Source organism: Amycolatopsis sp. NPDC114484 (genome assembly GCF_055633755.1).
This window is the reverse complement of sequence record NZ_JBVKDQ010000007.1, coordinates 57,305-73,198: the sequence shown is the minus strand read 5'-3', so window position 1 is coordinate 73,198 and position 15,894 is coordinate 57,305. Positions and strand designations below refer to the sequence as shown.

Below are 15,894 nucleotides of genomic sequence, written 5' to 3'. Positions count from 1 at the left end.
TGCGTGACCGTGGTCTGCGCGGTCCGTTTCGTCATGGGCTTCCGTCGAGCTCGCCGCGCACGATCCGGCCGATCCGCTCCAACGGATCCCGGGTGAGCATGAGTTCGTGTGCGCAGGCCACCTCGTAGCAGGCGATCTCGCCGTCGACATGAGGCCGCCACAGTTCGTCCCCTGGCGGGGATCCTTGCGCCCTGACGAAGACCATCCGGCCGCTGTACCGGTCAGGGCGGTGTTCCCGGCGCAGCCGGGAGTTGTTCCGGCACACGCTGAGCAGATTGCGCAACTGGTTCTCGGTCGCCCCGGCGAACAAAGTGGCGTCCTGCCGGAACCTGCCGGCCAGATCGGCCAGCACGATCGGATCGGTGAGCAGTTCGTCGGGGTCGTACCCCAGGCCGGCGACGATCTGCGCCAGCAGCGCGCGATCGCCGGCGACTGGTTCCCCCGGCTGCGCCGGGACCCCGTCCAGGCTCGCCAGCAGGTCCACTCGCTCGCCGCTTCGCTGCAACTGGACGGCTACCGCGTGCGCCAGCACTCCGCCGAAGGACCAGCCGAGCAGATGGTAGGGCCCCGTCGGCCTGACCTCACGCAGTTCGCGGACGTAACCGGCTGCCATCTCGGCCAGCGAGGAGGGCAATTCGGCAGTGCGCGCGATTCCCTTCGCCTGCAGCCCGTACAACGGGCGTTCCGGGCCGAGCCGAACCGAAAGGCCGCGGTAGAACCAGCTGATGCCGCCGCCCGGGTGCATGCAGAAGATCGGCGGCAGGGCTCCTTTCGGCTGCAACGGGATCAGCGCGCCGAAGGAATCGGCTCCGGTGAGTTCGGTCAAGCGAACCGCCAGCTCGGCGACAGTCGGCGCCTCGAACAGTGCCCGGATCGGCAATTCGAGGCCGAACTCCGCGCCTATCCGGTCGACCAGCCGGGCGGCGGTCAGGGAATGCCCGCCGAGATCGAAGAAGTCGTCCTCGATCCCGACGCGCTCGCGAGCGAGGGCGTCGGCGAACAAGACGGCCAGCCGCCGTTCCCGCTCGGTTCTCGGGGCCGCGGTTCCGCCCCGAGGGCGCTGGAGACCCGGCAACTGTTTCCGGTCCAGCTTGCCCCCGCGAGTCATCGGCAACCGGTCGAGCAGCCGGTACCCGGCCGGCAGCATGTACGCGGGCAGGCGAGCGGCGAGATGGCGGCGCACTGACGGAAGGTCCAGGTCGGCAGGCGCGAGGTAAGCCGTCAAGCGCCGTTCCGCCACCGCGACCGCCGCCTGGCCGACGCCGGGATGGGCGGTCAGCGCCGCGACGACCTCGCCGGGTTCGATCCGGTGACCGCGCAGCTTGATCTGGTCGTCGGTCCGGCCGACGTACTCCAGGTCTCCCCCCGGCCCTCGCCGGACCACATCGCCCGTCCGGTACATGCGCCCCGGCGCGAACGGATCGGCGACGAATCGGGAAGCGGTCAGTCCAGGGCGGCCGTGATATCCCCTCGCCACACCGGTTCCGGCCACGTAGAGCTCGCCAGTGCTGCCGTCCGGCACCGGTCGCAGTGCCGGGTCGAGAACGTACACCCGCGCGTTCCAGACCGGTTTCCCGATCGGCACCGCACCGGGGGGCAAGGGGTCGCCCGCGCGGATCTCGCGGGTCAGGCAACCGACAGTCGCCTCTGTCGGACCGTATTCGTTGATCACCGATGCGGTGGGACGCCGTCTCCGCAGCCCGGCCAGGCCCGACCCGAACAACTGCTCGCCGCCGACCACGAGCTGCCCGGTCGGCCCGTGCCCGTCGAGCAGCGGGAGGTGGCTCGGCGTCACCTTCAAGAAGGTGCTGTCGGCGGTCGGCCCGGCCACTGTGATCGTGCCGCCGGACAGCAAGGGACCGTAGAGGGTGGTCACAGTCAGGTCGACGTTCGCGGTCGTGTGGAGGACGGCCTCCGCGGACAGCCCGGGATAGGCGTGCACCGCGAAGCGCAGATAGTTGACGACCGACCGGTGTTCGACGGCCACTCCCTTCGGCGCGCCGGTGGACCCCGAGGTGTAAATGACGTAGGCGACGTTGTGCTCGCTCAGCGCGACTTCGGGGGCCGTCAGGTTTCCGGGCAGTTCCAAGTCGTCGACGCACAACGCCGAAACCTCGTACGCCGCGATCTCGGCCGTCGTGATCAGGGCCGTTGCCGACGAGTCCGACAGCACGCGGGCGATGCGCTCAGGAGGATCGGCTGGGTCGAGGGGCACGTATCCAGCCCCTGACTTGAGTACGGCCAGCAACGCGACGACGAGATCGACTGAGCGTGGCAAGGCGACCGCGAACAGCCGCTCAGGGCCCGCACCCCGGGCGACCAGCAGATGCGCCAGCTGGTTGGCCCGCCTGTCCAGCTCGGCATACGTCACCGCGTTCCCGCCGCCGCGTACCGCGATCGCGCCGGGCGTCTTCGCCACCTGCTCGGCCAGTGCTTCCGGCAGTGTCCGGGCATCGACGTCCCTGCGGTTCTCCAGCACGTGCGGCTCGCCGGGGTCCAGCAAGGTGAACCGGGCCAGCCTTCGTTCGTCCCCCGCGGCCGCTGTTCGCAACAGGTCGAGCAAACGCCGCCCCAGCCTCGCCACCACGTCGCGGTCGATCAGCGCGGGCTGGTAGTCCAGCCGAAGTGCCAGCCGCTCGCCGGGCGCGGCGAGCAGCGCCAGCGGATAGTGGTTGGCATCTCGGCATCGCACTCCGGCGAGTCCTGAGCCAGGCGCCAGTTCCTCGGCACCGCCACTGTCGACCGGATAGTTCTCGAACACCACCGCGGTGTCGAACATCGTCCGCACACCGGCCAGTTCCTGCAACTCCCCGAGCCCGAGGTACTCGTGCCCGGCGAGGTCCAGCTGCCGGCGCTGCGCCTTGGCCGCCACCTGCGCGACCGAGTCGGCCGGATCCACCGGCACTCGCAGCGGCACGGTGTTGGCGAACAGCCCGATCATCGAGTCCATGCCGGGCACCTCGGCGGGCCGTCCCGAGGTGACCGTCCCGAAGACAACGTCAGACCTGCCGGTGCGCATGCTCAGCAGCGCCGCCCAAGCTCCGCAGACGACGCTGTTCAGCGTCAGCCCCCGGCCGCGGCACCACGCGCCGAGCCGGGCACTGTCTTCGGCGCGCAGCTCCAGATCCATCTGCTCCGGGAGTCCTGAACCATCGCCCCGACGGCCGGACGCGACCAAGGTCGGCTCGTCGAGGCCATGCAACGCGGATCTCCACACCGCCCGGCTGCGCTGCCGGTCCCGGCCGGACAGCCAGTCCAGATAGCCCTGGTACGGAGCAACCGGCGGCAGGGGCGCGCCTGTGTAGTGCGCGAGCAGTTCCTTGGCAAGCAGGGGAATGGACCAGCCGTCGACGAGCAGGTGGTGAATCGTCAGCACAACAGCCGAACCGGCGCCGGCCCGCCCGATCACCAGACAGCGCGCCAACGGCGGCCTGCCCACGTCGAAGGGCGCGGCGCGCTCGGCATCGAGGAGAGCCTCTTCGTCCGCGCCGCCTCGACGTTCTCTGACCACGACCCGCGCACGCTCGGGAATCAGTTGCACCGGCTCGCCGTTGCGCCGGTATCGAAACGCCGCACGCAGATTGGGGTGGCGTTCGAGCAGTCCGTCCAGCGCCCGGGACAGGGCCGGTACGTCGCATTCACCGGCCAGGTCGAGCACCAGCTGCACCGTGTAGACGTCGGTGGTGTCGTGCCGGGCGTGGAAGAGCAGCCCCTCCTGAAGCGGAGTCAGTCCGAAGACATCTTGCAGGCGGCTCACGCGTCAGCGCTCCACTCGGCCATTTCGGCCGCGAACTCGTCGAATTCCTGACTGCTCAGCGAGCGCAACGTGGTCCGTGCCGGGTCCGTGACCTGTCCGGCGAGCGCGGGCACTGAGCGGGCCCACTGCCGAGCCAGGTCGCGGGCTCCGGGCACGTCGGGATGCCAGCGCCAGCACGCGACGAGCTCGCCGTCGGCCTCGATGACGTCGAGGTCGACCAGATGCGCCGGCCGGTCGCCGAGTTGCCGAGACCGCACTGACCCGGGAAGAGCGGTGAAGCTGAACCCGATGAGAGGGCGGGGAAATCCCGCCAGCATCGGAGCGGTTTCCGGGTTGAGGTGGCGCAGCAACCCGAAACCAAGGCCCTCGGCGGGCACCGCGCGCAATTGTTCTCCGATCCGCTGCGGCGAGCCGGGGACGAAACGCACCGGGTAATAGCCGCCGAGCCTGCCCACCGTGCGAGACAGGTCGAGGTCCGGCGCCAAGGGGTAGCGGCCGGTGCCGAGCACGTCGAGTGTCACGTCGGCCAAGCCGGATTGTTCTGCGACAGCCTGGACAAGAGCCGCGATCGTCACGTCCCTCGTTCCGCCGCGCGGCGCGGGCAGACGCAGCTCCAGCATGTCCCGCTCGCCGGAATCCGCTGTCGGCGGCGCGGCGGCGCGGCGCGACGAATCGGTCCACAGCGCAAGTTCGGCGACCACATCCGGTCGCGTCGAGACCTCGGCCAGCGACTGTGCCCAAGTGCGCAACGCGGTGGGCACCGCGGGCAGCTCGGCATGCCGCCAGAATGCGCGCAGATCGCCGACGACGATCTCCAGAGACCGCGGATCAGCGACCAGTTCGTGCAGCACTACCAGCAACTGGCCCTTGTCTTCGCCAGTGTCGAACCACACCGCTCGCATCAGCTCGCCGCGACTGGGATCAAGACCTCGGACGGCGTCGCCCTCCGCGCTGCGCACGGTTTTGTCGACAGCCTCCGCGCTGAGCCCGCGGATGTCGATCCGAAGCAGGTGCGCGCTGCCTTCCGCAGCGACCAGCGCGGAGTCGCCGCGAACCGTCATCCGCAGCGCGTCGTGCCGGTCGACCAACGTCTGCAAGCCCGCGAGCACCCGGTCCTCCGGCGCGCTGAGCAACAGAGACCGGGCGCCGCGAGCGGCGAACTCAGTCATCGCCGGCGTCAGGGCGAACTCGCCGGCCCCTGTTTCGCAGGCAGCCGCCATCGCCCGGACGGTCCGATGCAGGAAAACTTCGCGCGGTCCCAGCCGCAAGCCTGCCCGCCGGGCCTTGCTGACCAAGCCCAGCGACACGATGCTGTCCCCGCCCAGCTCGAAGAAATCGTCCAGCACGCCGATCTCGGCGGTCCCGAGCAGCTCTGAAGTGAGCGCGAGCAACAGGCGCTCGGTCTTGGTCTCCGGTGCCGCCCGGCCGGCTCGTGCCGCCGCCACCGGGGCTGGCAACGCGTTGTAGTCGACCTTGCGATTGCTGGTCAGCGGCAGCTCCGAGAGCGTGACCAACACGGCCGGCGCCATGTAGTCCGGTAGCCGCGCGGCCAGAAAGCTCTTCAGCACAACGATTTCCACAGTGGACGGCACCACGTAGCCGACGAGCCTGCGCGGCCCTGGCGAGTCTTCGCGAACGGTGACCGCCGCGGCGGTCACACCTGGGCAGCCGCCGAGCACGGCTTCGATCTCGGCGACCTCGATCCGGTGCCCGTGCAGCTTCACCTGGCGGTCGGACCTCCCGGCGTAGCGGAGCCGTCCGTCCGAGGACCATTTGGCCAGGTCGCCAGTGCAGTACATGCGGGTGCCTGGCCGTAGGGCGAACGGGTCGGCCACGAACCGCTGTGCGGTCAGTCCTGGACGGCCGGAATAGCCGCGCGCGACTCCGGCCCCGCTCAGATACAGATGGCCGATCACGCCAGGCGGCACGGGGCGCAGACGTTCGTCGAGCACGTACGCCCTGGTGTTGTCCAGCGCACGGCCGATGTCCGGGGTGCCGGAACCGACCTCGCTCGCGGTCGACCAGATCGTGGTTTCGGTTGGGCCGTACATGTTGAGCAACCGGCGAACCGACGCACGAAGGGACCGCGCGAGCCGCGCGTCGAGCACTTCGCCGCCTGCCAACGCCGTGACCTGGCGCAAGCGACCGTCATCCTCGGCGAGGATCGACCGCCACAGGGTCGGCGTCGCCTGCACCACGGTCGCTTCGTGCCTGGCCACCGCGCGCACCAATCGCGCCGGATCTCGCGCCTCGTCGTCGGAAGCGATCACCAGGGTCGCGCCGGACAACAACGGTGCGAACAACTCCAGCACCGCGATGTCGAAGCCGAAGGTGGTCACGGCGAGCCACCTGTCCCCCTCCCCCAGCCCGGTCCGGCGTCGCACGTCGGTCAGGAGGTTGAGCAGGCCGGAGCACGTCACCTGCACGCCCTTCGGCCGGCCCGTGGATCCGGAGGTGTATATGACGTAGGCAAGCCCCGACGGCGGAACAGTCACTCGGGTGCGCGTCGCCGGCGCCAGGGCTCGTTCGAGCGACAGCACCGGTGCCGCAGCCAGCTCCGGTCTCGCCTCGACGACGCGCTCGCAGGACACCACCAGCGCCGGTGCCGCGTCGGCGAGCATGAACGCGACCCGATCCGCCGGATAGCTGGTGTCCACCGGCAAAAATGCCGCACCGGCGAAATTGACCGCCAACGCCGCGACCACCAGGTCGACGGATCGGGGCAGTGCGACCGCCACCACGTACTCGGGCCGGACGCCGCGCGCGATCAGCGCGCCGGCCAGCCGCTCGACCCGGTCGCCGAGCTCCCGGTAAGTGAGGGACTCGTCGCCGCAGACCACCGCGACGGCCGAAGGGATGCGCTGGATCCGGTGCCGCACCTGCTCGGGCAACGTCTCGCCGGCCGGTTGGCGTGCGGTGTCGTTCCACTCCTCCAGCACGCGGTGCCGCTCGTGCCCGCTCGTCAGGTGGAACCTGCTCAGCCGGCGGTCCGGTTCGGCGGCGACTTCGCCAAGCAGCCGGACGAACTGGTCGGCCAGCCGCTGCGCGGTGCTCCGGTCGAACAGGTCGGTGGCGTACTCCACCTGCCCGCCGACGCCTGCTCCTGCTCCTGCTCGCGGGGACAGCAGAAACGACAGGTCGAACTTCGCGGTCGCGGTCGGCACAGGCGCGACCGAGCCCCTCAACCCCGGCAACTGGATCACCGGGGCGGCGGTGTTGTCCAGCGACAACAGCACCTGGAACAACGGCTGCCGGGACATCGACCTCGCGGGGTTCACCGCGTCCACCACGCGCTCGAAGGGCACATCCTGGTGGGCATACGCCGCGAGATCCGTTTCCCGGACACGGCGGAGGAGCTCGCGGAAGGTGGGATCGCCCCCCGTGTCGGTGCGCAGCACCAGGGTGTTGACGAAGAATCCGATCAGATCCTCGAGAGCCGCGTCCGTCCGGCCGGCCACCGGAGTGCCGAGCGGGATGTCGTCGCCCGCGCCCGACATCGTCAGCAGGCTCGCGAGCCCGGCCTGCAGCACCATGAACAGGCTCGCCCCGCAGTCATGCCCCAGCGCCGCGAGTTCCGCTTCCAGCTCCGGGGATATCCGGAACTCGACCGCGTCGCCGCGATAGCTGGCCTCCGCAGGACGCTGCCGGTCGGCCGGCAAGGTGAGCTGAGCGGGCAAGCCGTCCAGCGTGTCCCGCCAGAAATCCAGTTGGCGCTGCGCGACGCTCTCGAGGAGTTCCCGTTGCCACAACGTGTAGTCGGCGTACTGGACTGGCAACGGCGCCCAGTGCGGCGCGGTGCCGGCCAGCCGGGCCGCGTAAGCCGTCGCCAGGTCGCGGCACAGCGGCACCAGGGACCAGCCGTCGCCCGCGATGTGGTGCTGCACCAGCACAAGGACGTGCTCTTCCGGACCGACGACGAACAAGGTGCACCGCAACGGCAGATCGGTCGTCAAGTCGAAGCCGTGTTCGACGGCCGCGGGCGTTCGAGGCGAGCCCGCGGTGACGACGAGTTCAGGCTGCGATTCGGGCAGCACGTGCTGCCATGGCCGACCGTTCTCGTCCTCGGGAAAGACGGTGCGCAGCGCCTCGTGCCGTGCGGTCACGTCGCCGAGCGCCGCGGCCAGCGCGTCCCGGTCCAAAGGTCCGTCGAGCCGGATCTCCGTCGGCATCGTGTACGGCGCGTTCGCCCCCGCCAACCGGCTGAGGAACCACAACCGTGCCTGGGCGAACGACAACGGCAGCCGCTCCGGCCGCGCCAGCGCCCGAAGGCTTCGCCGGGGCGGGGCCGCGTCGTCGAGCCGACGGGCCAGCGCGGCAGGCGTCGGCGCCTCGAACAGCGCCCGCACCGGCAACTCGACGCCGAGCTCGCCGCGCACCCGGCTGACCAAACGGGTAGCCGTCAGCGAATGACCGCCGAGCAGGAAAAAATCGTCGTCAGCTCCGATCCGGGGGAGGCCGAGGACCTCCGCGAACAACCCGGCCAGCACGAACTCCCGGTGCGAGCCCGGCACGGTGTCCGCAGTACGGAACTGCGGCGCCGGCAGACCCCGGCGGTCCACCTTGGCACTGCTGGTGAGCGGCAACTCGGGCAACGGCACGAAGGCAGCGGGCACCATATGCGCCGGCAACGTCGCGCGAAGGTGCCGGCGCACTGCTGCCGCATCCTGTTCGGCGGGCACGAAGTAGGCCACCAGTTCCGGATCGCCCGTGCGATCCTCTCGCAGCACGACGGCCGCGTCGGTCACTCCGGGCGCGCTGCGCACCGCCGCTTCGACCTCGCCCAGTTCGATGCGGAAACCACGCACTTTCACCTGGTCGTCGGCGCGGCCGACGTAGTCCAGCTGCCCGTCCTCCCGCCAGCAGACCAGGTCGCCGGTCCGGTACATCCGCCGTCCGGGCGTCCCGGCGAACGGGTCGGCTACGAACCGCTGCGCAGTCAGCGCGGGGCGGCGCAGATATCCGTCGGCGAGCTGGTCTCCGCCGAGGTACAACTCGCCGACCGCACCGACCGCGACCTGGCGAAGCGCCTCGTCCAGAACGTATGCGCGGCAACCTGAGAGGGGACGGCCGACAGGCGGCCGTCCGTCCGCGACGAGCGGATCGCTCATCGTGACGCAGACAGTCGCCTCGGTCGGGCCGTAGGCGTTGATCATCGTCCGTTCCGCGGCCCATCTGGCGACGAGCTGGGGCGCACAGGCTTCGCCCGCGACAATCAGGGTGAGCTCGCTCGGCAGCCGTGCGTCCGCGGGGAAGGCCGCGACCACGCTCGGCGGCAGGCTCACCAGCGTGACCTCGCGGCGGACGATCAGCTCGGCGAGCGCGTTCCCGGACCGCCGGTCGTCCGCGTCCGCCAGTACCAGCCGGGCGCCTCCCAGCAAGCTCGTCCAGATCTCCCAGGCGGCCGCGTCGAAACTGAGCGAGGCGAACTGCAGCAGGCGGGTTCGCCGTCCGATCGCGAAGCGCACCCGTTGCTCCGCGGCCAGTCCGGCGATGCCGGCGTGCCGGACCACGACGCCCTTCGGTCGGCCGGTAGACCCCGACGTGTAGATGACGTACGCAGAGTCCCGTGCGGAAGGCGCCTGCGGTTCGGCGTCGGCGCTGTCGGGCTCGTCCATCAGCAGAGTCGCCGCGGGCGGCAATCTCGCCGCCAACGAAGCAGTGGTCAGCACCAGCGCGGGCCGGGCGTCCTCGACGAGGTAACGCACTCGTTCGGCCGGATAGGCGGGATCTATCGGCAGATACGCACCGCCCGCCTTGAGGACCCCGAGCAGCGCGACCACGGTGGAGATCGTGCGTTCGGCGAAAACACCGACTACGACACCTGGTTCGACCCCGTGTCCCGCGAGCCTGCGGGCGAACACGTCGGCACGCGCGTTCAGTTCGGCATAGGTCAGCGCCTCGTCGTCGGACTCCAGTGCGACCGCTTCCGGGTCCCGCAGAACCTGCAGTGCGAACAGTTCGGGCACGCTCGCCTCGGCCTCAACCGGATCCGCACCCCGCCCCAGCGACGCCAACCGGTCGCGTTCCCGCCTCGTCAAGAGGTCCAGGCGTGCCAGCGGTCCCCGGTGCCCGACGATCGAACGCAGAGCGCCGACGAGCCGCTCGGCCCAGTGCCGGGCCCGCGCCGCGGGGACCAGATCCGGCCGGTAGTCGAGCCGGAACCGCAGGTCCGGTCCGGGCGTCACCAGCAGGCTGACGGGATAGTGCGTGGTGTCGTGGGTGGCCAGCCCGGTCACCCGGACCCGGTCGCCGAGCTTCTGGAAATCGTTGGCGTCCAACGGATAGTTCTCGAACACCAGCACGGAGTCGAACTGGCTGCCCGGCCCGGTCGCGAGTTGCACGTCGGCTAGTCCGACGTGCTGGTGCGGGATCAACGCGGCCTGTCCTTCCTGCACCGCGGCGAGGACTTCGGCGACAGCGGCAGCAGGCCTCAGCCGGACCCGCACCAACGTGGTGTTGACGCACATCCCGACCATCGACTCGGCACCGGGAACCTCAGCCGGCCGTCCGGCGACAGTCGTGCCGAAAACCACGTCGCACCGTCCGGTCGCGCTGCCGAGCACCATGGCCCAAGCGACCTGGAACACGGTGTTCAATGTCAGACCGTTAGCTCGCGCATAAGCGGTCACTTCTTCGGCGAGGGAAGCCGGAACTCGCGTGTGCAGCCGCTCGGGCAGCGCCGCGGCGGCGGAGTCCTCGGCCCGCACGAGGCGAGTAGGTGCGGCCAGCCCGTCGAGCGCCGCGCTCCACGCCCTCAGCGCGGCGTCCCGATCCTGCTCGGCCAGCCAGGCCAGATAGCCGCGATACGGCACTGGGTCCGCCAGCGCCGCGGTGTCTCCGGTGTACCTGGCGAACAGCTCGCGCACCACGATCGGCATCGACCAGCCGTCGGAGACGATGTGATGGTTCGCGAGCATGAAACGGAACCGGTTCGCGCCCAGCCGGACCAAGGTGGCGCGCATCGACGGCGGGCAGGCCAGGTCGAATCGCCCCTTCCGGTCCGCACGGGTCAGCCTGTCCAGCTCCAGCCGGCGCTCCGGCTCGTCCCATCCCGACAAGTCGTGCTCGTGCCACGCCGGCGGAACCGGCCGGGAGATCACTTGGTGCGGTCGGCCGAACCGGTCGTAGCGGAAGGCCGCGCCCAGATTCGGGTGCGCCGCGAGCAGACCGGCGAGAGCCGCGCGCAGTGCCGGCACCTCCAGTTCGCCGTCGAGATCCGCGACGACCTGGACGTTGTAAGCGTCCGGCCCCGCCTGATCGTATTCGCTGTGGAAGAGCATCCCCTCCTGCAGCGGGGTCAGCGGCAGCACGTCGGTCAGCGCCGGGAAGGCGGCCTCCAGTTCGCCGATGCCCTCCTGGTCCACTTCAGACAGCGGGAAGTCCGAGGGCGTGTGACCGGCGGTGCCGCACCGGCAAAGCGCCGCCAGCGCGGCCAGCCAGCTGTCGGCGAATCCCCGTACTTCGTCGGCACTGAGCACCTCGCCTGCCCAGGACCAGACCGCGGTGAGCACCGGGCCGCCGGGACCGTCCGCGGTGACGGCCGTGACACTCAGCGCGTACGGCAGCGGCATGTCCGGATCACCGTGTTCGCCGAGGACGCCGGAGTCTTCCGAGATCGACCACTCTTGTTCGGGTGGAGTCGCGAAGCGGCCGAGGTAGTTGAACCCGACCGCCGGCGTGTGCTCTCCCCCGAACGCGTCGGCCGTCTCCGGACTGAGATAGCGCACCAAGCCGAATCCGAAGCCGTTGCCGGGCAGCGCGCGCAATTGCTCTTTGATTCGCTTGAGCGCGGTCCCGGGATCAGTGGCGGGGCCGGGATCGAGGAACGCCGGATAGAGGGAGGTGAACCAGCCGATCGTGCGAGACACGTCAATGTCGTCGCGGAACTGCTCCCGGCCGTGCCCCTCCAGTCCCACCAGCAGTCCCTCGCCGTCCGCGAGGGCCAGAGCGAGTGCGGTGAGCAGCACGTCGTTGACGCGTGCGTGGAAAGCCGCCGGCACTCGCGTGAGCACGGCCGAAGCAAGTTCAGCGGGCAGGGTGGCGACAAGCTGCTCGGCCGTGCTCCTGGTGTCGACTGCCGGGTCGATCTTCCGGCGCCCGATCGACCGGCCCGGGCGGCTCGTCGCCTTCTCCCAACACGACAGCTCTCCTCCGCGCGAAGCGGCCTCGCCGGCCAGCAACTCGCTCCAATGCCGGAACGGAGTCGCGACCTCGTCGAGCACCGGCTGCCGCGCGTCGGCGAGCGCCTCCCATGCGGTTTGCAAGTCCGAGACCAGGATCCGCCACGAGACCCCGTCCACGGCGAGGTGGTGCACGCCGAGTACCAGCCGGCCAGGTTCGCCCGGACCGGCCCGCAGCCAGATCGCGCGAACCATCGCCCCTTCGAACGGTGCGAAGCTCGCCCCCAACGACGCGCGCCGGCTCGCGACCGCGTCGTTCATGTCCCCGGGAACGTCCACAATAGACAAGCAATCCGCGGCGGAAACCGCATTGGCCGGCCGTACCCGCAGCGACCACCCAGCACCGTCCCGAACGGTCTGCGCCCGCAACATGTCGTGCCGCCGCACCACCGCGGACAACGCCCCGGCGAGCTCGTCCGCGCGCAGCCCGGCAGGCACCCGGAGCACGACCGACTGGTGGAACGATTCCATCGGGCCGCCGTGGTCGCGCAGCCAGCACATGATCGGGGTCAGGGGAACCGGCCCCGAGCCTTCCCGCACCACTGCCGGTCGCCCTCGTTCCGCCCGCCTGGCGACGACGGCCAGTGCCGCGACAGTCTTGTGCTGGAACACCTCCTGCGGACTGATCAGCAAGCCTGCGCCGCGGGCCCGGCTGGCCAGCTGGATAGACATGATGCTGTCGCCGCCGAGATCGAAGAAGCTGTCGCGGACGTCGATCGACGGCAGACCGAGCACCTCGGAGAACAGCTCGCCGAGCTTTCGTTCGAGCTCGTTTCGCGGAGCACGGGCCATTCCGGGTTTCGCCGGAGCCGGAGGGGCCGGCAAGGCCTTGCGGTCCAGCTTTCCATTCGCAGTCAGCGGAAGCACGGGCACCGCGACGAAGACGGCTGGCACCAGGTAGCCGGGCAGCGACCGCGCGGCCTGCTCGGCGAGGCCAGCCACCTCGCCGACCACGTAGGCGACCAGGCGCGGCTGTCCGTTCGGACCGGGCCCGGCGTCCACCGCGGCGTCGGTCACCGTCGGCAGAGCTCGCAGCACCGCCTCGACCTCGCCGGGCTCGATCCGGTGACCGCGCACTTTCAGTTGCCGGTCACGGCGTCCGAGGAATTCGAGCTGGCCATCGTGGCCGGAGACCACGCGATCGCCGGTCCGGTACATCCGCGCGCCGGGCCGGCCGGTGAACGGATCGGCCACGAACGCACCTGCGGTGCGCGCGAGATCGCCCAGATAACCACGGCCGACGCCTCGCCCGCCGACGTACAGCTCTCCCGCACCGCCGGGCGGCACCGGCCGCAAACTGTCGTCCAGCACGTATAGCGAAGTGTTGCGGACAGCCCGGCCGATGGCGACCCTGCCGCCGGGCACCTCGCCCGGATCGCGGATGACAGCGTGCGTGACGTCATCCGAACATTCGGTCGGGCCATAAGCGTTGACGATCGGGACTCCGGAACAGCCGGCGAACCACCGGCGGCACAGGTCGGCCGGCAGCACCTCGCCGGTGACCACGAGATGGCGCAACTGCGGCGTCTCCGGGCGCCGAGCGCCGCTGTCCCATTCGTCCAGGGCGGCCCGCAGCAGCGAGGGCACCACCTCGAGCACCGTCACGGCCTCGCGGGCGACCACCTCGAACAATGTGTCCGGGTCGGCCGCTGTCGCACGCTGGACAATCCGCACCCGGCCTCCGACTGCGAGCGCGGCCAGCATTTGCCAGACCGCGATGTCGAAAGTCAGCGGCGCGTTCTGCACCACCAGGTCCGCTGAAGTCAGGCCAAGGTCCTCGACCTTGGCCAGCAGGTGGTTGACCATGCCTCCGTGGTGCACCATCGCGCCCTTCGGGCGACCGCTGGACCCCGAGGTGAAGATGACGTAGGCGAGATCTTCCGCCACCACCGGGACCGGCTCCCCGGCTGGTGCGGCACGGTCGGCCACGACGGCGGAAACCCGCGTTTCCGCCGCCACCTCCGCGGCAAGCCGCCGGTAGCCCGGGCCGGCCAGCAGCATGTCGATCCCGTTGTCCCGCAGCAACGCGGCAGTCCTCGCCACCGGAGCGTCGACATCCAGCGGCACGAACGCCGCGCCCGCACCGAGCACGCCCAGCACCGCCGTCAGGTATCCGCTGCCTGGACGATCGAGCACCGCGACCAGACGACCACGGTTCGGGCCCAGCCCTCGGGCCACCGAAAGAGCCTGGCGGAGCAGTTCCGCATAGGTGAGGACGCCGTCGTCGTCCACGACGGCGACCGCGTCCGGGGCGCGGTCGACGTGGCCGCGAATTCGCGGCAGGAGCGCGACGAAGTCCTCATCGCGACCTGCCTGGCTCGTTGTGGACAGCGCAAGGTCGCGCTGCTTCGCTGTCAGCAGGTCCAGCCGTCCCAGCGGCGCCTCGGCGGCCGTCGCGCACAGTTCGGTCAGGAAGGTGGTGAAGTGCTCGGCGTGCCCGAGGAGCTCGGCATGGCGGTACAGCTCCGGATTAGCGGTGAAATACAAACCGACGGCACCGGATTCCGTATCGTAAGCGGTGATCTGCAGGTCGCTCACCGGCCCGCTGGACACCTCGTGAATACGTGCGCGGGAGTCGCCGAACCGATAGCTCGCGCTGTAGGACAGGACGTTTATCGAAGGACCGAAAGGGCGGCGATCGTCACTGGCTATGCCGAACTGACGCCGAACCTCGTCGCCGCGGTACATCTGGTGCTTGAGCACCTCCCGCACCGCCCGGTTCGCGGTGCTCAGCAGAGCCGCCCGGGTCGTCCAAGGCGTCACCCGAAGCGCGAGCGGCAGGAAGTTCGCCCGCAGTCCGGGAGTCGCCTTCGCGAGCGCGCTTCCGCGACCGGCGACCGGCAGGCTGAGCAGGATGTCGCGTTCGCCGGTTCGCCGGTGCACGTATCCGGCGGCGGCGGCGATCAGCGCAATCGGCCAGGCGACCCTTGATTCCCACGCCGCTGCCCGCAAGGCGGCGCCAGCGGAGGAGGGCAGTTCGGCGGTGACGCGCAAAAACGACTGCCCGAACGCGAACGGCCGTCCGGAAAGAGACCGCGGCTCGAACGATTGGGCGCCGAGTTTTGTCCAATAGGACCGGTCCACCCCGAACCGGGGTGATTCCCGGTAGGCGGCCTCCTCCCCGTACAGGTCGCGCAACGCTCCGAACTGTCTGCCTTCGACGGGCTGCCCCTTTGCCAACGCGGTGTAGATCTCAGCCAGCCTGCCCACGAACAAACCGCTGCTGAACGCGTCCCAGATCGCGTGGTGCACGACGACGAGCAACAGCGAACGGGTGTCGGAGAGCTTGGCGAGGCAGAAGCGGTACAGCGGGGGAATGTCCAGGCGGATCGGCCGGCGCAGATCCGCGTGGAGTCTCTCGCGCGCAGCCGACTCGGGATCCGGAAGCGCGCTGAGGTCGTCAAAGGTCAGCGGAAGATCAGTCAGCGGCGTCACGACCTGAGCCGGCACACCGGACCGCGCCACGAAGTGCGCCCGCAGCGCGTCCGTCTCGGCCACCGCCTGCCGCAGCGAATCGGCGAGCGTCGACGCGTCTATCGGGCCGTCGAAGTCCACCCAGCCGCCCATCGCGAACACCGGGTTGCCCGGATCCAGTTCCTGGGCGTGCCACATCTCGCGCTGCGCCGCGGACAGCGGAACCGTACGAACCGAACCGGATCTGTGCCCACCCATCCGCGAAACGCCCCCCATTACCACAGTTCAATCTCAGATAAATACGCGAATCAACGCAAGATGAAAATAAACCGAAAGAACAGCCGACACCGGCCGAACACAGGTATCAGCCAAAACGGCTCAGAGCATTACAGCCGTCCTGTGACAGCGCTGTCAACATCGGAACAGGTCCGTGCGGTCGGCAGCAGCCGATCGCCGCGCCTGCTTTCCCCGCCGCGTCCACCCGGCCCAGAGCGGTTGGCCACGGCAAAACAGCGCTGCCCCGGCCGACAAGCCGGGGCAGCG

General features: G+C 70.0%; 2 protein-coding genes. Both read right to left on the bottom strand.

Annotated features, from left to right (window positions below; all coding sequences use genetic code 11):
* Positions 1-31: 31 nt before the first annotated feature.
* On the bottom strand, positions 32-3,757 hold the full coding sequence (locus tag ACZ7SW_RS19055) for an amino acid adenylation domain-containing protein (protein WP_470231729.1): 3,726 nt from the start codon (positions 3,755-3,757) through the stop codon (positions 32-34).
* Positions 3,754-15,609: an amino acid adenylation domain-containing protein gene (locus tag ACZ7SW_RS19050; protein ID WP_470231728.1), complete on the bottom strand. Its 11,856-nt coding sequence runs from the start codon at positions 15,607-15,609 to the stop codon at positions 3,754-3,756. Before ACZ7SW_RS19050 ends, ACZ7SW_RS19055 begins: the two co-directional genes overlap by 4 nt.
* Positions 15,610-15,894 lie beyond the last annotated feature (285 nt).